The 25,679-nt window shown below is 65.1% G+C and carries 33 protein-coding genes; 32 read left to right on the top strand and 1 reads right to left on the bottom strand.

Going from position 1 to position 25,679, the window contains the following annotated elements:
* The 30 genes from AC1DX8_RS19660 to AC1DX8_RS19515 form a co-directional block, all read left to right on the top strand.
* The coding region (locus AC1DX8_RS19660; RefSeq protein ID WP_477631644.1) for a hypothetical protein at positions 1-709 on the top strand (709 nt) is incomplete at its 5' end.
* Entirely contained in the window at positions 706-1,965 is a 1,260-nt protein-coding gene (locus tag AC1DX8_RS19655; RefSeq protein ID WP_477631643.1) for a replicative DNA helicase, read from the top strand. The genes AC1DX8_RS19660 and AC1DX8_RS19655, both read left to right, overlap by 4 nt.
* Positions 1,962-2,378: a single-stranded DNA-binding protein gene (locus tag AC1DX8_RS19650; protein ID WP_477631642.1), complete on the top strand. Its 417-nt coding sequence runs from the start codon at positions 1,962-1,964 to the stop codon at positions 2,376-2,378. The genes AC1DX8_RS19655 and AC1DX8_RS19650 overlap by 4 nt, the downstream gene beginning before the upstream one ends.
* The gene (locus AC1DX8_RS19645; protein WP_477631641.1) at positions 2,378-2,698 is read left to right on the top strand and encodes a WhiB family transcriptional regulator; all 321 of its coding nucleotides are present in this window, start codon (positions 2,378-2,380) and stop codon (positions 2,696-2,698) included. Before AC1DX8_RS19650 ends, AC1DX8_RS19645 begins: the two co-directional genes overlap by 1 nt.
* On the top strand, positions 2,695-2,988 hold the full coding sequence (locus AC1DX8_RS19640) for a VRR-NUC domain-containing protein (protein ID WP_477631640.1): 294 nt from the start codon (positions 2,695-2,697) through the stop codon (positions 2,986-2,988). Before AC1DX8_RS19645 ends, AC1DX8_RS19640 begins: the two co-directional genes overlap by 4 nt.
* Positions 2,989-3,234: 246 nt before the next feature.
* Positions 3,235-4,419 (top strand): hypothetical protein, encoded by a 1,185-nt coding sequence (locus AC1DX8_RS19635; RefSeq protein WP_477631639.1) that lies wholly within the window; start codon positions 3,235-3,237, stop codon positions 4,417-4,419.
* Positions 4,419-4,721, top strand: a complete 303-nt coding sequence (locus AC1DX8_RS19630) for a DUF4031 domain-containing protein (protein WP_477631638.1) — start codon at positions 4,419-4,421, stop codon at positions 4,719-4,721. Before AC1DX8_RS19635 ends, AC1DX8_RS19630 begins: the two co-directional genes overlap by 1 nt.
* A 271-nt stretch (positions 4,722-4,992) precedes the next feature.
* Positions 4,993-5,265, top strand: a complete 273-nt coding sequence (locus tag AC1DX8_RS19625) for a hypothetical protein (RefSeq protein ID WP_477631637.1) — start codon at positions 4,993-4,995, stop codon at positions 5,263-5,265.
* A gap of 267 nt (positions 5,266-5,532) precedes the next feature.
* Complete coding sequence (locus tag AC1DX8_RS19620; RefSeq protein ID WP_477631636.1) at positions 5,533-5,694, top strand: hypothetical protein; 162 nt, start codon at positions 5,533-5,535, stop codon at positions 5,692-5,694.
* On the top strand, positions 5,691-6,365 hold the full coding sequence (locus tag AC1DX8_RS19615; RefSeq protein ID WP_477631635.1) for an HNH endonuclease signature motif containing protein: 675 nt from the start codon (positions 5,691-5,693) through the stop codon (positions 6,363-6,365). Before AC1DX8_RS19620 ends, AC1DX8_RS19615 begins: the two co-directional genes overlap by 4 nt.
* Entirely contained in the window at positions 6,362-7,021 is a 660-nt protein-coding gene (locus AC1DX8_RS19610; protein ID WP_477631634.1) for a DNA-methyltransferase, read from the top strand. The genes AC1DX8_RS19615 and AC1DX8_RS19610 overlap by 4 nt, the downstream gene beginning before the upstream one ends.
* The gene (locus tag AC1DX8_RS19605; RefSeq protein WP_477631633.1) at positions 7,018-7,206 is read left to right on the top strand and encodes a hypothetical protein; all 189 of its coding nucleotides are present in this window, start codon (positions 7,018-7,020) and stop codon (positions 7,204-7,206) included. Before AC1DX8_RS19610 ends, AC1DX8_RS19605 begins: the two co-directional genes overlap by 4 nt.
* A gap of 447 nt (positions 7,207-7,653) precedes the next feature.
* The gene (locus AC1DX8_RS19600) at positions 7,654-8,475 is read left to right on the top strand and encodes a hypothetical protein (RefSeq protein WP_477631632.1); all 822 of its coding nucleotides are present in this window, start codon (positions 7,654-7,656) and stop codon (positions 8,473-8,475) included.
* 178 nt (positions 8,476-8,653) lie between these two features.
* On the top strand, positions 8,654-8,944 hold the full coding sequence (locus AC1DX8_RS19595) for a hypothetical protein (RefSeq protein WP_477631631.1): 291 nt from the start codon (positions 8,654-8,656) through the stop codon (positions 8,942-8,944).
* Positions 8,944-9,792: a 3'-5' exonuclease family protein gene (locus AC1DX8_RS19590; RefSeq protein ID WP_477631630.1), complete on the top strand. Its 849-nt coding sequence runs from the start codon at positions 8,944-8,946 to the stop codon at positions 9,790-9,792. The genes AC1DX8_RS19595 and AC1DX8_RS19590 overlap by 1 nt, the downstream gene beginning before the upstream one ends.
* A 404-nt stretch (positions 9,793-10,196) precedes the next feature.
* Positions 10,197-10,457 carry a hypothetical protein gene (locus tag AC1DX8_RS19585; RefSeq protein WP_477631629.1) on the top strand — a complete coding sequence of 87 codons (261 nt, stop codon included), beginning with the start codon at positions 10,197-10,199 and terminating at the stop codon, positions 10,455-10,457.
* 353 nt (positions 10,458-10,810) lie between these two features.
* Positions 10,811-11,110: a hypothetical protein gene (locus AC1DX8_RS19580; protein ID WP_477631628.1), complete on the top strand. Its 300-nt coding sequence runs from the start codon at positions 10,811-10,813 to the stop codon at positions 11,108-11,110.
* A gap of 71 nt (positions 11,111-11,181) precedes the next feature.
* Entirely contained in the window at positions 11,182-12,714 is a 1,533-nt protein-coding gene (locus tag AC1DX8_RS19575) for a hypothetical protein (RefSeq protein ID WP_477631627.1), read from the top strand.
* Positions 12,715-12,851: 137 nt separating this feature from the next.
* On the top strand, positions 12,852-14,054 hold the full coding sequence (locus AC1DX8_RS19570; protein ID WP_477631626.1) for a phage portal protein: 1,203 nt from the start codon (positions 12,852-12,854) through the stop codon (positions 14,052-14,054).
* The gene (locus AC1DX8_RS19565) at positions 14,047-14,736 is read left to right on the top strand and encodes an HK97 family phage prohead protease (RefSeq protein WP_477631625.1); all 690 of its coding nucleotides are present in this window, start codon (positions 14,047-14,049) and stop codon (positions 14,734-14,736) included. The genes AC1DX8_RS19570 and AC1DX8_RS19565 overlap by 8 nt, the downstream gene beginning before the upstream one ends.
* A gap of 97 nt (positions 14,737-14,833) precedes the next feature.
* Positions 14,834-16,066 (top strand): phage major capsid protein, encoded by a 1,233-nt coding sequence (locus AC1DX8_RS19560; RefSeq protein ID WP_477631624.1) that lies wholly within the window; start codon positions 14,834-14,836, stop codon positions 16,064-16,066.
* Positions 16,067-16,148: 82 nt separating this feature from the next.
* Positions 16,149-16,334 carry a DUF7302 family protein gene (locus AC1DX8_RS19555; RefSeq protein WP_477631623.1) on the top strand — a complete coding sequence of 62 codons (186 nt, stop codon included), beginning with the start codon at positions 16,149-16,151 and terminating at the stop codon, positions 16,332-16,334.
* Positions 16,335-16,420: 86 nt separating this feature from the next.
* On the top strand, positions 16,421-17,158 hold the full coding sequence (locus AC1DX8_RS19550) for a hypothetical protein (protein ID WP_477631622.1): 738 nt from the start codon (positions 16,421-16,423) through the stop codon (positions 17,156-17,158).
* Entirely contained in the window at positions 17,158-17,634 is a 477-nt protein-coding gene (locus AC1DX8_RS19545; RefSeq protein ID WP_477631621.1) for a hypothetical protein, read from the top strand. The genes AC1DX8_RS19550 and AC1DX8_RS19545 overlap by 1 nt, the downstream gene beginning before the upstream one ends.
* Before the next feature lie 15 nt (positions 17,635-17,649).
* Positions 17,650-17,826 (top strand): hypothetical protein, encoded by a 177-nt coding sequence (locus tag AC1DX8_RS19540; RefSeq protein ID WP_477631620.1) that lies wholly within the window; start codon positions 17,650-17,652, stop codon positions 17,824-17,826.
* Positions 17,823-18,824 (top strand): phage tail tube protein, encoded by a 1,002-nt coding sequence (locus AC1DX8_RS19535; protein WP_477631619.1) that lies wholly within the window; start codon positions 17,823-17,825, stop codon positions 18,822-18,824. The genes AC1DX8_RS19540 and AC1DX8_RS19535 overlap by 4 nt, the downstream gene beginning before the upstream one ends.
* Complete coding sequence (locus AC1DX8_RS19530) at positions 18,821-19,285, top strand: hypothetical protein (protein WP_477631618.1); 465 nt, start codon at positions 18,821-18,823, stop codon at positions 19,283-19,285. Before AC1DX8_RS19535 ends, AC1DX8_RS19530 begins: the two co-directional genes overlap by 4 nt.
* Positions 19,286-19,288: 3 nt before the next feature.
* Positions 19,289-19,711, top strand: a complete 423-nt coding sequence (locus tag AC1DX8_RS19525; RefSeq protein WP_477631617.1) for a hypothetical protein — start codon at positions 19,289-19,291, stop codon at positions 19,709-19,711.
* A 138-nt stretch (positions 19,712-19,849) separates the two neighbouring features.
* Positions 19,850-21,556 (top strand): phage tail tape measure protein, encoded by a 1,707-nt coding sequence (locus AC1DX8_RS19520; protein WP_477631616.1) that lies wholly within the window; start codon positions 19,850-19,852, stop codon positions 21,554-21,556.
* A gap of 66 nt (positions 21,557-21,622) precedes the next feature.
* On the top strand, positions 21,623-23,926 hold the full coding sequence (locus AC1DX8_RS19515) for a LamG-like jellyroll fold domain-containing protein (protein ID WP_477631615.1): 2,304 nt from the start codon (positions 21,623-21,625) through the stop codon (positions 23,924-23,926).
* 98 nt (positions 23,927-24,024) lie between these two features.
* Here the strand turns inward: AC1DX8_RS19515 and AC1DX8_RS19510 are convergent, their stop codons facing one another.
* Complete coding sequence (locus tag AC1DX8_RS19510) at positions 24,025-24,246, bottom strand: hypothetical protein (protein ID WP_477631614.1); 222 nt, start codon at positions 24,244-24,246, stop codon at positions 24,025-24,027.
* A gap of 275 nt (positions 24,247-24,521) precedes the next feature.
* Here AC1DX8_RS19510 and AC1DX8_RS19505 point away from each other — a divergent pair, with 275 nt between their 5' ends.
* The gene (locus tag AC1DX8_RS19505; protein ID WP_477631613.1) at positions 24,522-25,007 is read left to right on the top strand and encodes a hypothetical protein; all 486 of its coding nucleotides are present in this window, start codon (positions 24,522-24,524) and stop codon (positions 25,005-25,007) included.
* Between the two features lie 63 nt (positions 25,008-25,070).
* On the top strand, positions 25,071-25,583 hold the full coding sequence (locus AC1DX8_RS19500; protein ID WP_477631612.1) for a hypothetical protein: 513 nt from the start codon (positions 25,071-25,073) through the stop codon (positions 25,581-25,583).
* The last annotated feature ends 96 nt before the right edge of the window (positions 25,584-25,679 follow it).

Raw genomic sequence — 25,679 nt, 5'->3', positions numbered from 1 at the left:
CCACAAGAAGGCCGTGCGCGCAGGCGTGCAGGCGATGGGCCTTTGGGTGCTCGCCGGCTCATGGTCCGCGGACCACCTGACGGACGGGTTCGTGCCCGACTTCATCGCCCAGCGCATCGACCCCGATGCCGACATGCACGCGGCCGAGCTGGTTACTGCCGGCCTGTGGTCTGTCGCTGAGAAGGGCGACGACAACGGTTGGGCGTTCCACGAGTGGGAGGGGTTTCAGCCCACGAAGGAGGCCGTTGAGGAGAAGCGTGCGGCGGCCCGTGAGCGCATGGCGCGCGTTCGCGGGAACAAGAAAGACGGTTCGCAGGAAGTTCGCGCGAACAAAGAGGGAACTTCGCGAGAAGTTCGCCTTACCCCAGCCCAGCCCAGCCCAGCCCATAACAACAGCGCCGCGACGGCTGCCGCCGACGCTGAGTTCGACTCCTTCTGGGCGCTCTACCCCAAGAAGGTCGGCAAGGGGCAGGCCGTCAAGGCTTACCGGGCCGCACTCAAGAAGGCGACCGCTGACACCATCGAGGCGTCTTTGCGTTTGCAGTTGCCCTGGTTCGACGCACAGCTCAAGGCAGACGGCGACTTCCGCCCCAACGCCGCTACCTGGTTGAACGGTGAGCGTTGGGCGGATCAGGTCGCGACCCCGAAGCCTGTTGACGGGCCGCGTGACCAGTGGGCCCGAGCGACAGTTGTCGGGGGCGACCGATGACCGATCACGAGAAGGTCGTCTTGGGGTCGATGATGCTGGCTCCGAACACCATCGACGAGGTCGGCGAGATTCTGACCGGCACCGATTTCCACGAGCCGAAGCATGAGCAGGTGTTCGACGCGATCACGGGCCTGCATGCCGACTCAAAGCCGGTTGACACACTGTCGGTTGCTGGGGCGATCGGGAACGTCGCATCCCTGGCGTACCTGCACGAGCTGACCGCAAGTGTTGCGGTCGCGTCGTCGGCTGGGTACTACGCGGAGAAGGTGCGCGACGCGTCGATGTTGCGTCGGGTTGCTGCTGTCGGCACGCGACTTCAGGGGATGGGCTCGCTCGGCGCCAAATCTGGCGACGCGGCTCTCGACGTCGTGAACGCTGCACGCGCGGAACTCGACGCCCTCGTCACAGGTGAAGGTGAAGCGACCCCCGAGGATGACCTGTTCGCAGCAATCGAAGACCTCGAAGGCGACCCCGGCACCCCAACCCCGTGGCGCGACCTCACCGAAGTTCTCGCCGGTTGGAAGCCTGGTGCGTTCTACATTTGCGGCGCCCGACCCGGTGTCGGCAAGTCCGTCGTCGCGAACGCTGCACTGCTGGACATGGCACGCAGAGGTCGGCGCGCGGTGATGTTCAACCTTGAGATGTCGAAGTCGGAGATCTACCACCGGCTCATGGCTTCCGTGGGAACCATCGACATGGGGAGGATTCAGCACCGGACGCTGAACGCGGCGGACTGGGAACGCGTCAACACGGCGCAAGCGCACCTGCTGAAACTCCCGTTCGAGGTGGACGACCGCGGCTCCATCCGGGTCGCGCAGATCAGGTCTAAGGTCCGCACCCTGCAACGCCGCGGCGACCTCGGTCTCGTGATCGTGGACTACCTGCAACTGATGAAAGCAGGTGGCCGGGTTGAGTCCAGGCAGCAGGAAGTTTCCGAGATGTCACGGGCACTCAAACTCATGGCGAAGGAGCTGCAGGTGCCTGTGCTGGCCCTGTCGCAACTCAACCGTGGTGCGGCGGCCGGCCCCGAACGGATGCCGCAAATGAGCGACCTACGCGAATCCGGGTCGCTTGAGCAGGACGCCGACGTTGTGATCCTGCTGCACCGCGACCAAGAACGAGAACCCGACACGTTGCTGATGCTCGTGGCGAAGAACCGGCACGGCCCCAATGACCGAGTAGTGCGACTGACCTGGGAAGGCCAGTACGCGAGAGCAACCGACATGACCAACCCATTCGAAAGCAGGATCGCATGAGCAACAACATCACCATCACCGGCCGTCTCGCCTCAGACCCTGAGCTTAGGTTCGCCGCGTCAGGTACGGCCATGTGCAACATCAGCGTGCCGGACCAGAAGCGTGTCAAGAACAAGGACACGGGGGTGTGGGAGGACGCGTCAGCTACGACGTGGTTCAGGGTGACCGTGTTCGGTGACGCTGCGGAGTCGCTTGCCGAGCATGGGCGGAAGGGTGACCAGGTCGTTGTGACGGGTCGACTGATCACGCGTGAGTGGACGAACAAGGACGGCGAGGTGAAGTCCAGCCTTGAGGTGGACTACGCCACGGTTGCGGTGGTGCCTGGTGGTCCTCGGGCGACGCGTACGCAGCAGTCCTCGCAGGGTGACCCGTGGGCGACTCAGTCGCCTGTCTCAGAGGAAGCGCCGTTCTGATGTCGTGGCGTACCCCGTGCGTGGAGGACCCGGAAGCGTGGGTGTCTGACAAACCCGACCAGCGCTGGGCCGCACTCCAAGCCTGCCGGACCTGCCACATCCTCGAGCAGTGCGCCGCCAAAACAGTAGACCCCGACGAGCGCATCGGTGTCCGCGGCGGCGTCGACTGGACCGTCTCCAAAAACACTGGCCTCTCACTCGCACCAGCTTCGTGCCGCAACCCCCGCTGTCGGCGAACCATCCTGCAACACGCCACGGGTAGGCGGCGCGAGTTCTGCAACGACAAGTGCCGCACCACCGCCAGAACGGACGCAGCATGATGAGCGAGTCGGACTTGCAGCGGGCGTGCATCGACCTGTGCCGCTGGTTGGGTCTCGCCTGGTTCCACGACAACGATTCCCGCCGCAACCGTGCCGGCTTCCCTGACCTTGTGGTGTGCGGCACTCAGGGGTTTCTGTTCCGCGAGCTGAAGTCTGAGTCTGGGCGGTTGCGTCCTGAGCAGATGGATTGGTTGTCGCGCCTGAACCTTGGTGGCGCTGATGCCGCTATCTGGCGACCGGCCGACCTGCAGTCCGGGCGGATCAAGAACGAGCTGGAGGCCATCCGATGAGCGAGCGCGAGCCCGTCCGATGCGTCGGCATCTTGGGCCGAATCTTCGGTCACAAGTTCACACACCAAGTAGGCGACTGGATCTACCAAATCGGCAACTGCCGCCGCTGTGGAATCTCCCGCGCCCACATTTGGACCCCGCGATGACCCGCCTCATCCTCGCCCTTGAGCGTTGGCATCGGCGCCGCACGACCCGCTGGAACACGAACCACCACCGACCCGCAGTCACGACCAGGAGGAACCCGAAATGACCCACGAGGACGCGCAGGATCGAACGCTGAGCCACGAACGGGTGTCGCTGGCACTCCCGGACGCTACGGACCCGTCTGAGGCGCTGGTGCAGCAGATCGCGGAGGCGCTGAGGGACGCCTACCACGCGCACCTCAACGTCAACTTCCCGCCGACAGACGGATGGCACGACCTCGCCCGCGCTGTTCTGCCGTTGGTCGAGGCGCAGGTCGCACCACTACGAGACGAGGTGGAGCGGGAGGTCGAGCATTGCGAGGCTCTGGGCAGGCGCGTGGAGCGGGAGGTGCGAGCGCGCGAGGCCGCTGAGTCTGCGTTGCGGCAGGTCCGTGAACTGGCCGAGCAGTGGCGCACACACGCTCGCGGGACCGCCACCAAGGACTGTGGCGCTTCCCTGCTCGCCGTCCTCGACTCGGCGCGGGTTGGGGCAGCGGACACGCACCTGAACGAGTTCGAACGCCTGATGCAGTCCGCCGATCCCGACATCAAGTCAGAGGGAGGCCTACTAAGGGTAGGCACACCTAACAAGGCCTCCACCGACCTTGGGGCGGCGGACACGCAACCCGAGGGGGCAGGCGCGCATCCCTGCTGCGTTCACTCTATGCGGGTCGTGAGTGATCCGACGTTCGTGATGCCATACGACACCGCACCCGAGGTGGACGAGGAGGACGAGTTCCAGCAGTGCCCGCACGAAGCAATCAAGGCGACGTGCGGCGACCCATGCGGGTGCGACTGCGGTCGTGCGCCATGTCGGACCCGCGCAGCCACCCCCACGGCGGGTGGCAAGGTCGACACCGCACCCGAGGCGGACGAGCACATCGACCCGGACTGGGAGACCAGCCCCATCATCCGGCCCGCCGCTCCCTCACCTGCCGAGGGGGCAGGCGACTGCACCTGCCCGGACGACTTCGAGACCGAGGGCGACTGCGCGATCCACACCAAGCCGCATGCCTGGCAGCAGCGGGACTGGGGTGTCGAACCGAACGCCGATGCTGACGCACAGTTCAAGGCCGACAACGCCGCCATCCGAGAGGCACAGAACGCGGTCGACCTGACGGCCCGGGTGTCACCGCTCACCCCCACGGCGGGTGGCAAGGTCGACACCGCACCCGAGGCGGACGAGCCGTGCGTGTGCGGCACCGGGTTCACCTGCATGGCTCGCGTCCACGAGACAGGCGGCGAGTGATGGCCGTCTACGTCGACAACATGCTCCGACCCGCCCGCGTCGGCCGCATCCAGTCCCGCTGGTCACACCTCGTTGCGGACACCTCCGAGGAACTGCACGCATTCGCGGCACGGCTCGGGATGCGCCCTGAATGGGTCCAGTACCCGAACCACCCCCGCGAGCACTACGACCTCACCGAGCCTAAGCGAGCCAAGGCCATCCAGCTGGGCGCCGAGCAGATCACCTACCCGCACGGCATCGCGGAGGTCATCGGACGCAAACGAGCCGCTGACACCGCACCCGAAAGCGGGGAAGGGCGATGAGCGCCTGCGAGACGTGCTGGGCCGAAGCGTCACGTCGCGCCGCCTACTCCGCGGAGAGTGTGGTGGACATCTACCCCAAGGTGCTCGCGGAGAACCGGCCGTGGAGCCCCGAGCGGCCCTGTGGAGGTATCGAGACCAGCGTCAACGGCGCTCCAGCGAAGCCGTGGACGTGGTGCGAGCCGCACATGCAGCCACGGGGTCACTTCGACCGCCACCCGCACACCCGCCCTGCCCCGTCTGGTGAGGCTGCCGAACCCACGGACGGTGCGACGTGACAACCCGCGAATGGTACGCAGCCGACAGCGACGACCAAGACCGCACCAGGTCCGACACCACCGTGTGGCGCGACCGGGGCACCATCATCGCCGCCCAGCAAGCCCGCATCAGCGAGCTCGAAGCGATCACGGCGCGAGTGCAGGTGCTGGCCGACAAGTGGGCGAGTAAGTACCCCCCACTGGCTGCGCCCTGGTACGTGGGGGAATTGCGAGCCGCCGTTCTGGCGCCGGTTCAGGCAGCCGAAGGCGAAAGTAGGGAGGGGCGATGAGCGGCGCATGCCGGTTCGGATGGCACGACTGGAACCGATGGAAGTTCACGCGCACACGAGACCTACGAGCGGGAATCTTCATCGGCTACGGCACCGGCCAGTTCCGAAGGTGCCGCAAGTGTGGACGGGAGCAGGTCCGATGACCAGCCCTGCCCCGTCTGGTGAGGCTGCCGAACCCACCACCACGGACGGGGGCAAGTGCTTCGACTGTGGATGTCAGCCGACCACCCACCCTCATCCCGAATGCCGACAGTGGAAGACAACCCCATGACCACCGCTGACGGGCTACGGCAACGCGCCCGCGAAATCGAAAACCACTCCTGGGTCATCCGCTTCACCAACCCAATGGAATCCCGCGCCCTCCGACGACTCGCAGGTGAGCTCATGGAAATGGCGAACAATCTGAACCCTGATCCGAGGTCGGAATGAGCACGAAAACCGTTGCGGCGTGGGACAATAAGAACGCCCTCGGAGGTGCTGGAAACACCACCCGAGGGCTGACCCGCTCGCTTGACGTAACCAAGGAGGGGCTAGCCATGCAGGCTACCCGAGTTTGTTCCATCGAAGGCTGCGAGACGGCCGGCAAGATGCGCAGGGGCTGGTGTGAGAAGCACTACTGCCGATGGGCCGCGACAGGCGATCCGCTCAAGACCAAGTATCCGCCAGTAGATGAGCGGTTCTGGGCCAAGGTAGTACCCACCGGGTTTTGCTGGCTTTTTGAGGGCAGCCTCACCCCTCGAGGATATGGAACCTTCAGCGCTTCGGGCAGGGTGAAAACTCCAGCTCACCGCTGGGCGTACGAGGCTCTAGTCGGGAAGATTCCAGATGGGCTCGAGCTCGACCACCTTTGTCGGGTCCATAACTGCGTCAACCCCGACCACCTCGAGCCGGTCACGCACGCCGAGAACATCCGCAGGGCTTATGCCCTGATCCTTGGCACCTCATGCCGCAATGGACACCCTCGGGAAGGCAATACGCGACGCAACCGCAACGGGGATCTCGAATGCATCCCATGCCTGAAGGCGTCGTCCGCACGGCTCGTTGCTAAGCGCAGCGCCGCCCGCCGCGCAAACCACCTCCCACCCGAGAGGCAGCCATGAGCATCTACTACCAGGACGAATCCGTGACGCTGTACCACGGGGACTGCCGCGAGGAGACGGCGTGGCTCGAGGCCGACGTGCTCGTCAGCGACGTCCCCTATGGCATGTCGTTCCGGTCAGGGATGCGCGGGCACTTCGGTGAGTCCGAGGTGGCCGGGGACGGCGACACCTCGGCGCGAGATGACGCCCTTCGACTCTGGGGCGACCGTCCTGCGCTGGTGTTCGGTCGATGGTCCATCCCGCGCCCCACCAATACCCGCATGGTGCTCACCTGGGAGAAGGGCAATCACGTCGGAATGGGGGCACTGTCGCTCCCTTGGAAGCCCAACACGGAGGAGGTCTACGTGCTCGGGGATGGGTTTACAGGTCACCGTGGCTCGTCCGTGCTTCGCCACCTCGCGATCGCGGGAACGGTAGGCCGCGCACAGGATGGCACCCGACACCACCCAACCCAGAAGCCCCTTGATCTCATGGCCGATCTCATCGCAAAGACGGTCGGCACCGTCGCGGACCCGTTCGCAGGCTCCGGTTCCACCCTCGTCGCGGCCAAGCAGCTCGGGCGCAAGGCCATCGGGGTCGAGCTCGAGGAACGCTACTGCGAAGTCATCGCCAAGCGCCTCGCCCAAGGTGTCCTGGACTTCGGGGACGCGTCATGACCACCCGCGACGAACGGCAAGCCCTCTACGACGCCGCACTCAAATATCTCGCCGACGTCCAAATGTGCGAAACGTCAACCGAAGCTGACTGGTGGCGCGCAAAAGACGCCGCCGACCGAGCCCACGGGAACCTCCGCGGCACACCCCACACCCTCCTCGGCATCACACGAAAGAAGGCGTCATGAACAGCAACTACGGATACCGAGTTGCGGCCAGCGACTCCTGCCAGGTGTCACTCGCCCTCGCCTCGCAATGGCGGAACGGACCTCACTGGCACGTCACATGGCCCCACGGAGACACCTGGTGCTACGAGACCCTCGCTGAGGCCAAAGAGCGACGGGACGAACTGGTCCGCTGGGCTCGGGAAGCCGACCGCGAGCCACTCCCTTCGGATGGCCCCGAGTACCACGCCGACCACGCGTTCTGGCTCGAACGGCAGGGAACTCCGTCGTGAACTACGTCATCTGGTGCGCCACATGCGAAACCATCCGCGTCCCCCGACACGGCCAAACCTGCATCCGATGCATCGCACTCATCGAAGCCATCATCAACCCCGACACCCGCACACCCCCCACACCACGCCCACCACTCAGGGCACGCATCCTCAACAGGATCACCGGAAGGACCAACCCGTGACAGACCACTACGTCCTGGTCGGCAACATCCGCGCCGCCCTCACCGGCATAACCGACCACTACGACATGGCCCTCATCCCAGCAACCCGCCCACCCATGAAACTCCCCACCAAACCCTCACCCGACGCCAAAATCAAATACGCACCCAAAGGCATGAAAGAAGCACCGGCACCCACATCCCTACACGCCCTTGACGCCCGCCTCGAAACGTCAAGGGACCTCCGCTACTGGGTCGGATTCATCTACGACGAAATCCGCGACCACAACGGCGACCACATCCGCACCCTCATCGACGGCGACAACATCCCCGCCATGTGCGCCCACATCAACCGATGGGCCGACCACATCGTCTCCGAGTTCCCCGACGACGCCGACAACCTCCACGACGACCTACGCGGACACGCATCAAAACTCCGGGCCCTCGCCTACCCCGACCGTCGCAGCTACGTCACCCTCGGCGCGTGCCCCATCGACATCGACTCACCAGACGGGCCAGTCAAATGCGCCGGCCAGGTGCGGTCCATCGAAGACAAGAACGGCGACGTAGAAGACGCCCAGTGCCGCAAATGCGGAACCGTCGCCGTCATCAAATGGTGGGAAAACGCGATCATGCCCGACGCGTCAACCCTCGTCACAGGGTCAGAGCTGCCCGAGTTCATCCGTGAACAGTTCGGCAAAGTCATCCTCGAGCCGACGCTGCGGAAGTGGATCGAACGTGGCGTCATCGAATCCGCGGGGCAAGACGCCAAGGGGCGCACCCTGTACGACAAGGGGGCAGTCGCGTACGCACTAGCGCGCCGTGAACTGCGACACGCCTGAACAATGTGCACAGTCCTGCTTGCGTTCATGTAGTACATTGCCCTATCCTGTGACAAACGGGCTAGCGACGCTATCCCGTGAAACGCCCCGACTCGACGACAGCGAGCCGGGGCGTTCGCGTTGCCCCCCATCGGTCCAGCCCCAGCGCACACGCAGCGGGGCGACACGAGGAGTTCACATGGCTCTCGCCGACAAACTCGCCCAACGCCCAGACGTGATCCACGGCCACGCATGCTCAGTCGCCCGCCTCCTCGAACGCCTCGAAGCGCCAGGACTCGAAACCGAACTCGCAGCCTTCGAAACCATCATGTACGGGCGCGCCGGCCTGCGGGAGACCACGCGCGGCGCCCGAGGCTGGAATGAGCGGCAAGTGTTCGAAGCCGTGACCGAAGAGGGCTACGAGGTCGCCAAGTCGCAGATCAACGAGCACCGTGGCAAACGGTGCCGATGCTACCGGGACGCCGCCTGATGAGCCTCGCAGCAAGGGTTGAGTCCGTCAAGACTCTCGCGCCGGGTGTGCGTAACCGCATCCTGATCCTTGACGTTGAACGCCTGCCTGGTATCACGCAGCAGCGCTGGTGGGATCGTGGCGACCTGCAAAGGCGCTACATCCACCACGAGACCGTGATCCGTGAGCCCCGCACCACGATCGTCTGTGCCAAATGGCACGACAGTGACGAGATCATCCGGCTCGCCGAGTGGGACCGCGGTGGGCGCAAGATGTTCCTGCGCCGCGTTCATCAGCTCATGTCGAAGGCCGACGTGCTGGTGGGGCACAACCTCCTGAAGGCCGACCTGCCCTGGCTGCTCGGAGACTTCCGCTTCCCACGGATCGGCTACAACGGCCCATTCGAGGTCTTGCCCGACCTGCCACCGTTCAAGACAGTCGACACGCTGGCCCACCTCCGCACCCGCTACAAGTCTGGGCTGCCATTCAAGGGGCTCGACGCCGCACTACAGATCCTCGGACACCCTGGCAAGACGGACGCCTACGACGCGGACGCAATGGAGCGCGCATGCGCCGGCTCGGTCGAGGACCGGGAGCGCCTGCTGTCCTACTGTGACGGCGACGTGATCGGCGGGCAGTTCATCTACGACCGCGAGCGGCCCATGATGAAGAACCACCCGGCGTTGTTCGTGGACGGCGAGAACGCTATGCGCGTCTGCAACCGGTGCGGCGAGTCTGACACGCTCCCGACGGCCAAGCGCTATGCCGCGAACGTTCTCACTTATTCGATGCTGCGGTGCGCCGGGTGCAAGGGATACCGACGCCTGAGCATCGAGCCTGAGCGCATGAGCATCGTCAGGGGCGTCTAACCGATTGCGTGAAACCTATAAAGCCCAATAGGGAACCTGCAACCCCAAGAAACGCAACGGCCACGCACGCCGTTGCCCCACATTCTGCCGCGAACGTGACCACACACCTACAGGGCCAAGAGCCAGCGAGGGTCAAGAGTCGCGGCACACCAGTCCTCGCTACCGAGGATCTAGATGCGCGCCGTCTCCCGAGACTGGTGCGCTGTATACAAACGATGTCCGACAAGAGCCCTGAAGGCTCTGGCTGATGGTCACCATAAGAACGCGCCAGCCTAGGCATCCATAGCGCGTGCGGGGCCAGGTGTGAGCCGGCCCCGCACGGCAACCCAACGCCGACGGCCTAGGAAGACCGCCGACCAAGCGTGATACCAAACCGGTATCACCCAAGCTCGGAAGGTCACCACATGGACCGCGACACCCTCACCCACCACATGCTCCGAGCCGGCCGCCAATGGGCCGTCTGCGTCGCAATGGGCGACTACGACGAAGCCGCCCGACTCCGCGACGAAATCGACGGCTACTCATTCGCACTCGACCGCCTCGACAACCCCTGGACGCCGGACGAGAACAGGCGCATGAGTTCACGCCTGCGGGAACGACGCGCCGACCCCTATGACTGCCTAAAGGGCAGCCCCGACACCAGCAGGCTCGGCACACATGGCTAAGCACCCGCTGCTACACCGAGCCGACTGTGAAGCATCCGGAGTCGCGCCACAATTCGCAGCAGCCCTCAAAGACGGCCACGAACCCATCTTCCTGTGCGAGCACCACACCAAGCAGCACACCCCATGGCTCGACACGCACCACTGGACCATCGTCATCCTCAACGAACGAGAGCCGCCCACGGCCCAGCCATAGGCGAAACCATCAACGGCATGCACGGTGAGAACGAAGTCGTCGACCTACTATGCGCCGCCTGCCTCACCAAGGAGACCCCATGAACCTCGGACAGGTAGTCATCACCGGGATGCTCCTACTCATCTGGCTCACCCTCCTCGGCGTCATCGGCTAGACACGCATGACCTGGGACAGCACCGATCCCAAGTACCGCACACGCGAACACCGCGCCTACTGCGCACAACTCAAGGCCGACCTCAAACGCGAAGGCGCACTCACCTGCACAGCCAAGGTGTGCGTCATGCCAACCCGTGCCATCACCAACCCCAACGGTCTAGCACGCGACGGGCTACAAGCAGGACACAACGACGCAGGCACGGACTACGACGGACCACAACACAACGCGTGCAACAACCACGACGCAGCACGCCGCGGCGCACAAGCCAAGAACCACCCCGAACCCACACGCTGGGTCCTCTGAGGCGCGTTTTTTGAGAATCCGCCCCTCCACGGACCGCCAGTTCTCCTTTTTCTCTCTCCGGTGGAGGGCCTGTGATCGAGACGTCGCAGGCTGCCAGCCTGGTTGAAATCCTCGATGTCCGCGGGGACTCGATGGCTGCATGTTCGTTGGAGTGGCTTGAGCCTTTCAAGAAGCTCCCGAGTGATGCGGGTAAGCCCTTGGCGATGTCGGGTCCTCACCCGCGGGCGACCGGCTCGTATGGTCCCGAGTGCATCGCGTGGGCGAAGCGAGAGCTCGGCATCACACTGCGATGGTGGCAGGCGCTGGCGGTCACGCGGCAGTTGGAGCATGACGCGGAGGGCGCGTTGGTTTGGCGGGAGATCGTCGAGTCGGGTCCGCGGCGCATCGGCAAGTCCGTTCGTCTGCGCGTGGTCGCGCTTTGGCGATTGGCGAACGCGCACCGGTTTCATGAGACGCAGCTCGCGATGCTGGTGTCTAAGGATCTTGCGGTTGGCAAGGAGATCCACAGGGGTTCGTGGCGTTGGGCTGAGGCGAAGGGCTGGCACGTCCTGCGCCTCGGTGGGGCGCAGGAGGTCGAGACTCCAGACGGCGACCGTTGGCTGCTCCGTGCACCGAATGCTGCGTACGGTTATGACGTCGGGTATGGCCAGGTGGACGAGTCGTGGGACGTGGACCCTATGGCCATCACTGACGGGTTGGAGCCGGCGCTGCTCGAGCGCCACTCGCCCCAACTGCACCTGACTTCGACTGCGCACGTCCGGGCCTCGTCGCTGATGCGTCGTCGGTTGACTGCTGCGCTGCGCAACGCTGACCAGGATGTGCTGCTGCTGCTGTGGGGCGCTCACCCTTCGGCCGACTTTAACGATGAGGCTACTTGGCGTGCCGCGTCGCCGCACTGGTCGCAGGACCGGCGTGACTTGATGGCGCGTAAGTATGCCGCCGCGATCGCGGGGCAGGACGAGCCCGAGTTTGACGACCCGGACCCTGTGCGGGGTTGGGCCGCCCAGTACCTCAACGTGTGGCCGTTGCTTCTGGCGGGAGACTCGGCCAGTCGGATTTTCCCGCAGTGGGACGACCGTGCTGCGCCCAGCCTCACCCCGGCCATCCAGTCGCTGGGTGTGGCGGCGCCGGTCGGCATGTCCTCTCTCTACTTGGGCGGCTTCGGTGGTGGGCATGCCGCGATCATCACGCCGAAGGAGTTCGGCGCGGCCCGCGTGCCAGGCAAGGACCAGAAGGCGTTCGCGGTCGCAGTCGCACGCATCGCGGACGCGTGCGGTGGGGTGCCGGTCGTGTTGCAGGTCAAGGGTCCCGCGTGGCCACTCAAGCCGCTGCTCGACGTTGCCGGCGTTCGGGTCATCGAAGCCACCTTCGACGATTTTGTTCAGGCGGGCTCCGACTGGGACGCCGCCGTTAGCTCTGGCGAGCTGACTCACGCAGACAGTCCCGAACTCAACGACGCCGTGGCCGACGCGCAATGGCGCACTGTCGGTGACCGGCAAGTCCTGTCCCGCAAGTTCGGGCAGATCGCCGCGCTTGAGGCCGTGGTTTTGGCGCGGTGGGCGGCAGAGCCTGCGAACTATGACGTGCTCGATTCGATCTACTGAGGGGAGGCCGCCGTGCTGTCTGACATCTGTGCCGTTGTCGGCGGGGTGGCCATCACTGCAGGGGTCGCGCTGGTCGCTGTTCCGGCTGCGCTCATTGTTGGCGGCGCCCTGTTGATCGTGTTCGCGTGGAGGCTTGCGTGAGTCGCCTGTTCGGTAAGGCGTCCGAGGAGCGTGCCTTGTCCTATCAGGACGTGTGGGGCTCTGGTGGCGCCGTTAGTGCCATTGGTGGTTCTGACGTTGTGGGTGGTGGGTTGCGGCTGGTTCCGGTGTATGCGGCGACGTCGCTGATCGCGGACTTGGTGTCGACGGCGCCGTTGCGTGTGTTCCGTGAGGGTTCTGACGGGTCGCGCACGCTGTTGTCGTCGCAGCCTCAGATTGTGACTAACCCGTCCCCGTATGGTTCGCGGATCGATTGGTTGCATCAGTGTCTGACGTCGATGCTGTTGCGCGGGAACGCTTACGGGTACATCACTAGCGTGGATGGTGCGGGTCGCCCGCAGCAGATCCAGTGGTTGAACCCTGACGACGTGACCGTGGTTGAGGAGCAAGCGGACTGGTTCCACACCCCGCACTACTTCTGGCGTGGCCGGCCGATGGACCGTGACCTTGTGGTTCACATCCCGGCGTACACGTTCCCTGGTTCGGTTGTGGGTTACTCACCTCTGGCCCTGTTCAAGCTGCAGATCGAGACTGGTTTGCGCGCGCAGCAGCACGGGGATGACTGGTTCAAGAATGGTGCGTCACCGTCGGGGCAGTTCAAGAACACGAGCAAGACGTTGACCCCGGATGAGGCTGCGACCGCGAAGCAGCGGTTTAAGGCGTCTGTCAGTAAGCAGGACGTGCTGGTCACGGGTGCTGACTGGGATTACACGCAGCTGTCGGTGAAGGCTGGGGAGTCGCAGTTCCTTGAGACGATCAAGGCGAACGCCACCCAGATCGCCGCGATCTATCGCGTGTCCCCTGAGGACATTGGTGGCGAGACGGGTACGTCGTTGACGTACAAGACGCTCGAGCAGGATCAGGCGAAGTTGACGGCGCGAACGTTGGGTGTGTGGTGCGCGCGTGTTGAGCAGGCTTTGACGGATCGTTTGCCGCGCCCGCAGTACGCACGGTTTGACCTTGACCAGTTGTCGCAGGGTGACAAGACGTCGCGGATGGTTGCGCATGCTGCCGCCCTGGCTGCGGGCATTGAGACCAACGCGGAGGCTCGTGCCGCTGAGGACAAGCCTCCGTTGACCCCTGACGAGGTGCAGCAGTGGCTTGAGTGGTACCGGAAGTCAGCCCCGACCGTCACCGCACCTGCAGCCCCGACCGGACCTGATGGAGGCCCCAATGCGTGAGCTTGAGCGCAGGCAGATCGCCATGCCCGTGGAGTGGCGGGCCGCCCCGAACGGGCAGGGTCCGGGCACGCTGGTGGGTTACGCGGCGAAGTACAACACGTTGTCGCAGAACCTTGGCGGGTTTGTGGAGACCATTGAGCCGGGGGCGTTCGACAAGTCCATTGCGGATGGTGTGCGCGCCCTGTGCCGGTACAACCACAAGGACTCCCACCTGTTGGGCACCACTGAGGCTGGCACGTTGCGTCTGTCGCTGGATGACACGGGCCTGCCGTATGAGGTGGACCTGCCGGACACGTCGTCTGGGCGTGACTGTGCGGTTCTCGCGGCCCGCGGCGATGTGCGCTATTCGTCGTTCGCGTTCTACTGCATCGAGGACGAGTGGGGGCTCACTGACAGTGGGTTCCCTTTGCGGACCCTGAAGCAGGTGCAACTGGTTGACGTTGCCCCGGTGAACTCACCGGCCTACATGGATACGTCGGTGGCGAAGCGGTCGCTGGCGGAAAGGATCGCCGTGCCCATTGACGAACTTGCAGGCAAGCCCACCGATGAGGTGCGCGGCCTGATCCTCGGGGACATTCCTGAGGAGACCCCCACAGTCCCGGTCGAGGACGAGCAGCGCGAAACGCACTCGTCGGCGGCCAGTCTCGCCCTTCTCCGTATGGAGTTGGACGAGCTCAAGTAACACCCTCGCGGCAGGTCGACAACCACCGCAGCCCGCACGACCCCCAAAGCCCCGCCCAGACGGTCGGGGCTTCACCATTTCCCGAAAGGAATCCCTCGTGTCTGAGTACGCGAAGATGCTTTCCGAGAAGCGGGCCAACGTCTGGGAACAGGCCAAGGGCCTTCTCGACGCTGCCGCCACGGAGAAGCGCGAGCTGTCTGCTGAGGAGCAGGCCAGCTACACCAAGATGACTGCCGACCTTGCGGACATGCGTTCGCAGATCGACAAGTTCACCAAGGACCAGGAGAACGCCAAGGCGTCCGAGGAGGCTCTGCGTTCCCTCGCTGAGACCCCGCGGGCCAAGGATGCCCCGAAGGTCGACCCGGCCGACGAGGCTCTGCGTTCGTTCCTCAAGGGTGAGACCCGCGCGTTCGAGCTGAAGGGCTCGAAGGAAGACCTGGCCTCCATCCAGAACCGGTCCCTTGTCAAGGGCACCACCACCGCTGGTGGGTTCACCGTCCCGACGTCGTTCTACGGCAAGCTGTGGGCGCACCTCATCCAGACGGCGAACCTCATCAACGCGGGCGCGACGGTCCTGCAGACGGACTCGGGTGAGAACCTGCAGATCCCGACCACGACCGCTCACTCCACGGGCGCCCTCGTCGCTGAGGCTGCGGCCATCGGCGCGTCGGACCCGGCGTTCACGCAGCGCACCCTGTCGTCATACAAGTATGGCGTCCTCATCCAGGTGGCTCGTGAGCTGCTGGATGACACTGGTGTGGACCTGCAGGGGTACCTGTCCATGCAGGCTGGCCGCGCCATCGGCAACGCCTTCGGCACGGACCTCGTCGTGGGCAACGGCACCGCCAAGCCTCTCGGCATCACCGCGTCGACCACGCTGGGTGTCACGGGTGGCACTGGTGTCACTGGTGCGTTCACCGCGGACAACCTGATCGACCTCATGTACTCGGTGATCCCGCAGTACCGGGCCGACAAGTCCGCGGGTTGGCTCATGGCCGACTCGACCCTGGGTTCCGTCCGCAAGCTGAAGGACTCCCAGAACCGGTACCTGTTCGAGCCGTCGCTGGTCGCTGGCACCCCGGACACCCTCCTGGGCAAGCCGATCAACACCGACCCGAACGTTCCCGCCGTTGGCCTGTCGGCCAAGTCGGTCCTGTTCGGTGACCTCTCCGCGTACTTCGTGCGCGTGGTCAACGGCATCCGTTTCGAGCAGTCGCTCGACTACGCCTTCAACACGGACCTGGTCACCTTCCGGTGCCTGCTCCGCGGCGACGGCATCCTCGTCGACCAGACGGGCGCTGTGAAGCACTTCATCGGTGCCGGCACCTGATCGGTCTTCATCAACACGGCAGGGGCGCGACCCGTCCCTGCCGTGTCATGTCGACCGAACCAACCATCAACAAGGAGAAACCATGAAGGTCAACCTCAAGGTGTCCGTGTCTGGTCTGCGCGATGGGAAGCCCTGGCCCGACCGTGGCGAGACTGTCGACCTGCCGGACGACGAGGCGGCTCAGATGATTGCCGCGGGTCAGGCTGAGCCGGTTGAGAAGCCGAAGCCGGAGAAGGCCACCGCCCGGTCGTCCGCTGAGAAGCGTTGATCTGACCCATGATAGATCTTGGTGACCCCGTTGTCCTGACCTTCACGGTCACGGACACTACTGGCGCGCCCGCGAACGCCACCAGTGTGACCATCACGGTCACGTTGCCGGACGGGTCCACGTCGGCGGTCACCACCACGAACCCCACGACCGGCACGTACACCGGCACGTATGTCACGACCCAGGCGGGTCACCACAAGGTTTCGTGTGTGGCGACGGGCACGAACGCCTCATCGCAGGCTGACGTGTTCGATGTGGAGCCACTGGACCCCGGCCTGCTGATCGGGTTGTCGGAGGCGCGGAAGGCCATCGGCCAGTCTGCGGCGAACGCCAAGGATGAAGACCTCCGCACCTACGTGCGGGCTGTGACCTTGATCGTGGAAGACCTCGCCGGCCCGATGCTGAAGGTCACCGGCAAGCAGTGGACCTCTGACGGTGGTGGCCCTGTCGTGCTTCCCTCCGCGGTCACTTCCGTGACGTCGGTGACCGAGTCGGGTGTGGCGCTGGTTGCGAACACTGACTACACGGTGAACCTGCGCGCCGGCACCCTTTGGCGCGGCACGGCTGCGTCGCCGTCCGACTTCAAGGACGGCACCCAGAACGTCGTCGTGACCTACACCGTGGGCAACGCCGTCATCCCCGCGAACGTGCGGCTGGCGGCCCGCCTGATCCTGCGACAGCTGTGGATCGCTGACCAGCAGGGCCGGCCCCCGGCAGCGGGTGGCGCCGGTTCTGACACGGTCACCACCCCGTCCGGTTACGCCATCCCGCAGCGCGCGTTCGAGTTGCTGCGTCCGACGCAGAATGTGCCTGGGTTCGCCTGATGGCTCAGACGATCAAGGGTGTCCTGTCTGGGCTGACGGCTGCGTGTCAGTCGTTGTACGCCAACCAGACCGGACCCGATGGGCTTGCCGTGGTCGTGTCGTATGGCCCTTCCGGTTCGTACCAGCCTGGCGCGCTGGTGATGGTGGGGATGGATGTTCGGCAGCCGATCACCCGCCCCACGATGGGGACGGGTCGTTCGCGTGAGAAGGCCGTCGAGGTTGACGTCGTGATCTCCGCGTATGGCGCGGGAGACGAGTCGGTGCAGCAGCCCGTGACGGAGAAGGCCATCGACCTGGCGGAGTTGTTGGACGCGTACTTCCGCACCTCACCGCAGGAGACGTTGTCCGGGGCGTGCCGCGAAGCGTTCCTGTCGAACATTGCCGGCCCGATCCCCGGCGCCATCACTGACGGTGAGGGCGTCATGGGGCGCGTAGCCGAGCTCACCGCCACTGTCACCGCCTACATCCGTTACTGACCCGAGGAGCCTCCTGTGGCCACTGTGCGACTGCGTAACACCAACCCGCTAGGCGAGGTGGATCTGCCCCTGATCGGGCGGACCCTCACGCCTGGTGAGGAGTTCGACATTGACGCCGAGCAGGGCAGTGCGCTGCTCGAGCAGGTTGGCAACTACGAGGCCGTTGAGGCTGACAAGGGGAAGAAGGCGTGACCTCCACACAGGACGCCAGTATTGGCATCGCAACGGAGTCGACCTACGGCACGAGCGTCACGCCGTCCCGCTGGTTCGAGTACATCGACGAGTCGCTGGACTTCCGCAAGAACATCAAGCAGGGCGTGGGCCTGCGTGTTGGTGGGCGTGTCGCGCGGTCGGCCCGCCGCGTGGTCGCGTCCGCTGATGGTGGTGGCGACTTCTCGATGGAAGCCACCAGCAAGGGCATGGGTCTGCTGTGGCAGGCGTGCCTCGGCACCGGGGCTTCGACGCTGGTGTCTGGTTCTACGTTCCAGCAGGTGTTCACCCTCGGGGACAACCCGTCGTCGTTCACCCTGCAGAAGGGCCTCGTGCAGTCCGGCCTCACCGTGGACGCATACACGTTCCTGGGGTGCATGGTCGACTCGTGGGAGTTTGACTTCCCGAACGCGGACATTGCGAAGCTGAAGGTCACGGTTGACGCGAAGGACGTGACCACGGCTACTGGTTACGCGGCCCCGTCGTATGCGACGACCCCGAACCTGTTCCACTTCGCGAACGGTTCCATCAGTTCTGGCACGCTCACGGCCCCGACCACGACCGTGCTGGGCTCTGGTGCTACCCCGATCGCTGACGTGCGCGGCGGGTCGCTGAAGGTTGACAACGCCATCAAGGGCGACCGTTACAACCTTGGTGGTGCGGGCCGGAAGGTGAAGCCCACCGTGGGCCTGCGGGCCATCACCGGCCAGCTCGAGGTCGAGTACGACAACACCACCTTCCGCGACGCGGTCCTGAACGACACCCCCATGAACCTCGTCCTCAACTTCACGGCCGGAGCGCTGTCGACCGGCGTGGAGACGCTGCAGATCATCGTGCCCGAAATCAAGTTCGACTCCGAGATCCCGAAGACGAACGGCACCGACCTCATCACCCAGTCCATGGCGTTCCAGGGGCTCGACAACCTGACCGCCGCACAGCCGATCTGGGTGGTCTGCCGCACTGCGGACGCTGCTCTGTGAGCGCACCCGGCACCGACGACTTCCTCAAGGCCGCCCGCGCCCTCAACGAGGCCGGGGACCGGAAGCTGCGTCTGGGCGTGTACAAGGGCTTCCGCGCCGCGGCCAAGCCCCTCGGGCAGGAGATGGTCACGGCCCTCGGCGAGTCCATGCCGAAGCGTGGCGGGCTCGCTGCCCGGGTCGCCGCCTCCAAGGTCGGGATACGCAACGCCACCACAGGCAACAACCCGAGGGTGGAGATCGCACTCCGGTCGGCGCAGGGCTACAAGCTCAAGCCGATGGACGAGGGCAACCTGCGCCACCCCGTGTTCGCACGGCAGGGGCAGAAGAAGCGCACCTGGGTCCGGCAGTCCGTCCCGTCCGGCGCAGCCACCCGCGCTTTCGAGGCAGGCGCCCCAGCCGTGCGGCGGCGCATCGTCAGCGAGCTCACCCAAGTGATCGACGACACCGCGAAGAAGGGCTGAGCCATGAGGTTCACGATCGGCTCGGAGATGTACGACCTGCAGGGTCTGGACCGACTCACCCTCGGCGAGATCCTGAAGCTGGAGGCGGAGACTGCCGCGCTCGGGCGACCCATGAAGTGGTCGCAGATCCGCACCATGGCACAGGAGCTCGAAGGCCTGAAGGGCGACGAGTTCGAGGACCACGACGACTCCCCGTGGGTGGTGGCGCTGGTGGTGTGGGCGTCGCGCCTGCGCAAGGGCGACACGCTGTCGTTCGCTGACGCCATCGACTTCCCCCTGTCGGACCTGACGTTCCTGCCTGACACCGAGGACCACCAGGTGGCCAGGGGCCCTCAGAAGCCCCGGCCGGCTTCCGGTCGGGGCGCAAAGGCCCAGCGGGTCAAGGCCGCGAAGAAGACGTCCGCAGCGCCGTCGAGTCCCGCCTGATCCTGCTCTGCCACCTGTTCCCGTCCATCAGCCCCTGGAACGTCTACGACCTGCAGTGGGGTCAGTGGCAGGGGTTCGCCGCGTTCGTCGATGCACGACTCGAAGCCATGAGGGAGGCGGCGAAATCCAATGTCTGAGATGACACTGAAGGCTGTCCTGCTCGGCGAAGACAAGTCCATGTCGAAGTCGTTTCATGGTGCCGCGAAGTCGGCCGAGTCGTCGTCGAAGGGCATCAAGGGGCACCTCGGTGGGCTGTCGTCCGCACTGAAGGGCGACTTCACCGGCCTGACCGGGTCGCTCACGGGCGGCATCTCCAAGATCGGCCCGTGGGGCGCCGCCGCGGGTGCCGCGCTCGGTGGGCTGACCGCTGTCGCGGGGGCGGCCGGGAAGGTCGCGAACGAGTCGATCGACGCCTTCAAGACCGTCGCGGGCGAGACGCTGAAACTGCAGCGGGTCATGGGCGGCACCGCTGAGGACGCCTCGCGCATGCGGTTCGCGTTCAAGGAGACCGGGGTCGACGCCGACGCTGGCGCCAAGGCCATCGGCATCCTGTCCAAGAACCTCGTCAGCATGAAGCCGAAGTACAAGGACATCACCCACCACGCGATGGTCGCGACAGGTGAGTGGCGCAAGCAGACCACCATCGTCAAGGACTCCGCGGGCCACTTCCAGAAGCTGGAAAAGATGGTCCCAGTCATGAAGATGAAGACCTGGAAAGAGACTGTCGCGGTCGCCAATCCGGTCCTCGAGCAGCTGGGCATCAACGCGAAGGACGCCAGCGGGCACATCCGCCCGATGGCTGACCTCCTGCCTGAGCTCGCCGACAAGTTCTCCAAGATGCCCAACGGCGCGGAGAAGTCCGCACTGGCCCTCAAGCTGTTCGGCAAGGGCGGGCTGCAACTGCTGCCGTTCCTGAACCGTGGCAAGGAAGGCATCGCGAAGCTGCGTGAGGAGTCCGACAAGTTCGGGCTGACCCTGTCCGGCAAGGATCTCGACGCGCTGAAGAAGTCGCGCGCCGCCCACAAGGAGTGGGACGCCGCGATGGAGGGCGCGAAGGTCCGCATCGGTGCCCAGCTCCTGCCCATGGTGACGAAGCTCGTGACCTGGTTCACCGTGAAGATGATCCCGGTCATCGTGCAGGCCGGCGCGTGGTTCCAGAAGCACGGTGACACGATCCAGCACGTCGCGGGTGTCATCGGCAAGGTCGTCGTGGTCATGGCGAAGGTGTGGATGGCGGAGCTGACCACCATCGTCAAGGGCTTCCAGTTGGTGGCGAAGGTGTTCACCTGGCTGTGGAACAACGTGACGCAGCCGATCATCCACTTCATTCTCACTGGGTTCGCGGCCATCGCCATGTCGATCGGTCACGTCTTGCAGGCGCTGGGGAAGGTGCCAGGGTTCGGGTGGGCGAAGAAGGCTGGGGACATGATGGTGGGCGCGGCCAAGGGCGCGCAGAAACTGGCTGACAACGTCAACAAGATCCCTGACCACAAGAACGTCGCCGTCAACATCAGTCCGCATGTGATGGCGGGTCGGATCAAGATCAATGGTCAGGTGGTCAACGTGGCCGCCTTCGCGTCGGGTACGAAGCGGGCGCCGGCTGGTTGGAAACTCGTGGGTGAGGAAGGCCCCGAGCTGATGAACACCGCGGGCGGCGAGACCATCCTCAACGCCCGGGAGACGGCGCGTGCGATGTCTGGCGGGCTCGGCTCGTCCGGCTCGTCCGGCAGCAGCGGCGGGTCGGAGCAGCCCCTGGTCGTGCAGTTCATGCTCGACGGTCGCGTGATCCAGCAGTCTCTCCTGAAGGTCAAGCGCCAGGGTGGCGTCAGCCTCGGCCTAGCGTGATGGGGGTTCGTCGTGGTTGATCTGCGCCCCTCCCTGAATGTGCGGTGCGAGGTCGCGTTTGCGACGATGCCGGACGACCCGGCCCCGGCGTGGGTGGACCTGACGTCGCGCGTGGACCTTGTCGCGGGGATCTCACGGTCCTACGGTGCCGCGGACGAGTTCGCGACGGTCCAGCCGTCGTCGTGCAGTGTGACGCTCGACAACGCGGACGGGGCGCTCACCCCAGGCAACCCGTCGTCTCCGTACTACCCGAACGTGCGACCGCAGCGCCGCATCCGCTTGTCATACCGCGACCCATCTGCCAACTCGGGCAACCTTCTGGCCGTCGAGGACGCCTCGTTTGAGGGAGGGACGATCGGGTCGTGGGTGGGCGTCGGATCGCCCACCCTTACCAACTCGACAGCACATCCAAAGGTGGGCGCGCGGGGTCTCCTGGTCTCCTTCGCGACATCTGGGTTCTCATCCGCCCGCATCAGCCTCAACGGCCTGACCGTCGGACGCGCCTACGCGGTGTCAGCGTGGGTCTGGGTCCCGACTGGGTCCCCGGACGTGACGCTGCTGATCGACGCCGGCCCCATCGGATCAATCGCCTCAACCAAGAACGCCCTGGTCCAACTCGCTGGAACTTTCACTGCGACCGCCTCCCTGCATTTCCTGCACTTGTCCGCAGTCGGCGGCTCGACCGCAGGGCAGACCATGTATGTCGACGCAGTGCAGGTTGACGAGGGAACCAGCATCGTCGGCCCGTTCACCACGGCCTCGCCACCTATCACATACCTGTTCACGGGGCACGTTGAGGAGTGGCCGACGGAGTGGCCGGGTGGGCAGTTGTACTCCCAGTCGACGATCACCGCCACGGACAGGCTCGCCCGGATCGGGTCGCGCAGGGCCATGCGGTCCGTCATCGAGGAAGCCATCCTCCAGGACTCGCCCGCGGCTTACTACCCGCTTGGTGAGCCTGTAGGGTCCACGCTGGCGGGCGACGCCTCAGGTGCCGTGAAGACGTCCATTCTGGCGGTGGCGCAGTACGGGTCTGGTGGAACCCTCGAGTTCGGCACGTCCACGGGTCCTCCAACGGACGGTCTGCCGGCACCAACGTTCACCCCTTCCGGTTTGAATGGTAAGTACCTGACAGGTTCGTTTGGTGGGGTCGGCGGGTTCGGGTTCCCTTCCGTGAGTCTTCGCGCGAACTTCCTGACGTCGACTGCAGCGAAGGCGACCATCGTTCGCCTGTCCGACGCGTACGGGTCCTACTTGCAGCTTGAGGTGACGGCTGCAGGGAAGTTGCGTGCCAGCACCGTGCAGGCGTTCGTTGGTACGGACGACTTCTCGCTGACGTCGGCGGCCACGGTGAGCGACGGCGCAACCCATGACGCCGTGGTGACCCTGTCCCTGTCTGGTAGCACGGTCACCGCGACCCTTTATCTTGACGGGGTCAGCGCTGGGTCAACAACGTTCTCCACCCCGGCCCTGATGCGGTACAGCACCGTCAGTGTCGGCGGTCACAGTGGCGGTAACGTGTTCACTGGCACCGTTTCCCACGTGGCCGCGTTCTCCACCGTGTTGACCTTGGCCAAGATCGGGGTTCACTACACGGCCACCTCTACCGGGTTCAAGGGCGAACGTTCGGACCAGCGGATAGCCAGGTACGCGTCTTGGGCTGGGGTGCCAGCTGGTGAGATCAACTTGGATGTGGGTTCGTCCGCGTCGGTGGCTTTCACTGAGACCACGGGGCAGTCGATTCTTCAGGCGATGCAGGACGTCGCGCAGACTGAGGGTGGGCGCCTGTTCGTCAACGGTGCTGGCGTTCTCACGTTCCACGCCCGGTCACGCCGCTACGCCAACGCCGCAGCCGTGGCGAGCGTGGACGCGGAGAACCTGTCCGGCTCCGAACAGATGACCCTCTCCACGCAGGGGCTCGTCAACGACATCACTGGGCAACGACCCGATGGCCCGCAGGTGCGCGCGTTCGACTCCGCATCCATCTCCGAGTTCGGTGTTTTCAACCAGTCGCTGTCGCTGCTGGTCACGACCGACAACGAGGTGGCCGACGCCGTCAACTGGCGGGTCTCCACCAACGCCCAGCCGATGGTGAGGCTCCCGCAGGCAACGTTCGACCTCTACACCGACCCCACCGTGGCTTCGGCGCTGTGGCCCGTGGAGCTCGGGGACCGCGTCACAGTCACCACCCTGCCGTCACAGGTCGGGTCTTCGTCGCTGGACTTCATGGTCGAGGGCTACTCGGAGAACATCTCCCTGGCCGGGTGGACGCGGACGGCGAACCTTTCGAACTACTCTGACGTGCTCGGGCTGATCTTGGACGACAACGTCTACGGGCTGCTCGACGGCGACAACCGGCTCGTCTACTGAGTGGGGGCACCCGTCGCGGCAAGGGGGCCTGTGAGGGCGCCCCGTAACCCACGGGCTCTGGGAACCACCCCAGCGGGACGCATGTTACCCCACCGCTGTCAGCGCGACGACACCTGTGTCGTGTCAATCAGGACGCTGTTGTTGAAGGAGTCAAGGGGTGCCTGCCCGGTCACAATGGTGCCCTGCTGGATGGTGGCCCCGTCGGGGAGCCCGTTGCCGGTGTCCTGCCCGAGCGGGCCGAACATCGTCAGGGCCGCGATGCCGGCTGCGATGGTGATGAGTGCGGCGCGGTAGGTGTCGTAGGCGGTGCGTGCGTTCACTTTGGGTCCCCTTTGAGGAATTGGCGTAGTGCGTTGCGCACCACGTCTGCGGCTGTGATTCCGAGCCTGCGCGCTTCTGCTCGCACCGCGTCCCACAGTTCGTCCTCCACCCGGACGGTTCTGGCTGGGGTCTTCGGCTGGTTCGGCATTCCACAATCATGGCAGGTGTATTACACCGCGTCAATAGACACGAGAGGACGGACCCAGTGGGCACGATCCCCGTAGGGCCAACGTTCACTGCCGGTCAGAAGCTGACCGCGGCGAACCTCAACGCCATGAACGACGCGCAAGTGTTCTGGGCGCTCACCCCCCGCTGCTACGCCTACCAAGGCTCAGCGCAAACCCTCACCACAGGCGTGTCCACCCTCATCACGTTCGACAGTGAGGTGTACGACATCGTGCAGTCGGGCGACACCCCCGCTCACGACAACACGACGAACAACTCGAGGATCTTCGCGCGCACCACGGGGAAGTACGACATCCGCGCGCAGGTCATGTTCGGCAACAACGCCACCGGGTCGCGCATCCTGCAGGTTCGCCTCAACTCGGCCGGCTCATCGGTGGGTGGGACGCAGATCGCGCAGACCAGCCAGGGCGCCGTCTCGGGTGCGTCCACGTCGGTGCCGCTGCTCATCCCGTCATACCCACTGTCTGCGGGTGACTACATCGAGTTGTTCGCGTCGCAGGCGTCGGGCGGCAACCTCGCACTGAACGTGGGCCAGATGAACACCTTCTTGGGTATCAGGCTCGATGGCTCGTAATCGAATCCCCGACCTCGCAGGGGACGGAGAACGCATGACCGACCAACCTGAGGTGGGCAACTCGTGATGGGCTGGGACTGGGGCACCATCGTCGCAATCCTGACGGTCCTCGGCATCGTTGGCGAGGCGTGGCGCCGCTGGGTACTGCCTTTCCTGCGCCGAATAGGGAAGTTCCTCGACGCGTGGAACGGGGAGCCGGCGCGGGATGGGCTACCGGCCCGCCCCGGAATGGTGGGTCGGGTAATCGCCATAGAAGCCCAGGTCAGCAACATCGAATATCAGGTCCACAACAACGGTGGAGCTTCGATGAAGGACGGTGTGGACCGGATCGAGAAGGCGTCAGAGGTTGCCGCTGAGGCTGCGAGGGTCGCCGCCGATAGGGCCACTGCAGCGGCTGAGATGGTGACCGCGACGAAGGCCGCGCTGGACGACCACATTGAGCAGTCGAACATCCTCATCGAGCAGGGCAAGCAGGCCGAGCAGGAGATCCGGGGCACCATCGCGACCCTCGCCGACGCCGTGAACGTGGCAGCACGGTCCACACCGCCCGACGACACGCACGGGAGCCACGCATGACTGGCCTGTATCTGCCTAGCGCGAAGTGGCGGCCCATTTCCTACCGTGCCGACGCGGGGAAGTTCACCCACCAACCGCTCGGGTACATCGTGCATG

The sequence above is a fragment of the Pedococcus sp. P2_A3 genome (assembly GCF_056405035.1).
Note: the sequence above shows the minus strand (reverse complement) of the source record. Positions and strands in the feature narration are given on the sequence as shown.

Excerpts from the sequence above, each read along its gene's own strand:
- AC1DX8_RS19590 (WP_477631630.1), top strand. The coding sequence starts at position 8,944 with ATGAGCCTCGCAGCAAGGGTTGAGTCCGTCAAGACTCTCGCGCCGGGT.
- AC1DX8_RS19585 (WP_477631629.1), top strand. The coding sequence starts at position 10,197 with ATGGACCGCGACACCCTCACCCACCACATGCTCCGAGCCGGCCGCCAA.
- AC1DX8_RS19515 (WP_477631615.1), top strand. The coding sequence starts at position 21,623 with ATGCCGGACGACCCGGCCCCGGCGTGGGTGGACCTGACGTCGCGCGTG.
- AC1DX8_RS19635 (WP_477631639.1), top strand. The coding sequence starts at position 3,235 with ATGACCCACGAGGACGCGCAGGATCGAACGCTGAGCCACGAACGGGTG.
- AC1DX8_RS19555 (WP_477631623.1), top strand. The coding sequence starts at position 16,149 with ATGAAGGTCAACCTCAAGGTGTCCGTGTCTGGTCTGCGCGATGGGAAG.
- AC1DX8_RS19580 (WP_477631628.1), top strand. The coding sequence starts at position 10,811 with ATGACCTGGGACAGCACCGATCCCAAGTACCGCACACGCGAACACCGC.
- AC1DX8_RS19595 (WP_477631631.1), top strand. The coding sequence starts at position 8,654 with ATGGCTCTCGCCGACAAACTCGCCCAACGCCCAGACGTGATCCACGGC.
- AC1DX8_RS19615 (WP_477631635.1), top strand. The coding sequence starts at position 5,691 with ATGAGCACGAAAACCGTTGCGGCGTGGGACAATAAGAACGCCCTCGGA.
- AC1DX8_RS19505 (WP_477631613.1), top strand. The coding sequence starts at position 24,522 with ATGAACGACGCGCAAGTGTTCTGGGCGCTCACCCCCCGCTGCTACGCC.
- AC1DX8_RS19605 (WP_477631633.1), top strand. The coding sequence starts at position 7,018 with ATGACCACCCGCGACGAACGGCAAGCCCTCTACGACGCCGCACTCAAA.
- AC1DX8_RS19620 (WP_477631636.1), top strand. The coding sequence starts at position 5,533 with ATGACCACCGCTGACGGGCTACGGCAACGCGCCCGCGAAATCGAAAAC.
- AC1DX8_RS19565 (WP_477631625.1), top strand. The coding sequence starts at position 14,047 with ATGCGTGAGCTTGAGCGCAGGCAGATCGCCATGCCCGTGGAGTGGCGG.
- AC1DX8_RS19520 (WP_477631616.1), top strand. The coding sequence starts at position 19,850 with ATGACACTGAAGGCTGTCCTGCTCGGCGAAGACAAGTCCATGTCGAAG.
- AC1DX8_RS19545 (WP_477631621.1), top strand. The coding sequence starts at position 17,158 with ATGGCTCAGACGATCAAGGGTGTCCTGTCTGGGCTGACGGCTGCGTGT.
- AC1DX8_RS19655 (WP_477631643.1), top strand. The coding sequence starts at position 706 with ATGACCGATCACGAGAAGGTCGTCTTGGGGTCGATGATGCTGGCTCCG.
- AC1DX8_RS19640 (WP_477631640.1), top strand. The coding sequence starts at position 2,695 with ATGATGAGCGAGTCGGACTTGCAGCGGGCGTGCATCGACCTGTGCCGC.
- AC1DX8_RS19630 (WP_477631638.1), top strand. The coding sequence starts at position 4,419 with ATGGCCGTCTACGTCGACAACATGCTCCGACCCGCCCGCGTCGGCCGC.
- AC1DX8_RS19645 (WP_477631641.1), top strand. The coding sequence starts at position 2,378 with ATGTCGTGGCGTACCCCGTGCGTGGAGGACCCGGAAGCGTGGGTGTCT.
- AC1DX8_RS19525 (WP_477631617.1), top strand. The coding sequence starts at position 19,289 with ATGAGGTTCACGATCGGCTCGGAGATGTACGACCTGCAGGGTCTGGAC.
- AC1DX8_RS19610 (WP_477631634.1), top strand. The coding sequence starts at position 6,362 with ATGAGCATCTACTACCAGGACGAATCCGTGACGCTGTACCACGGGGAC.
- AC1DX8_RS19650 (WP_477631642.1), top strand. The coding sequence starts at position 1,962 with ATGAGCAACAACATCACCATCACCGGCCGTCTCGCCTCAGACCCTGAG.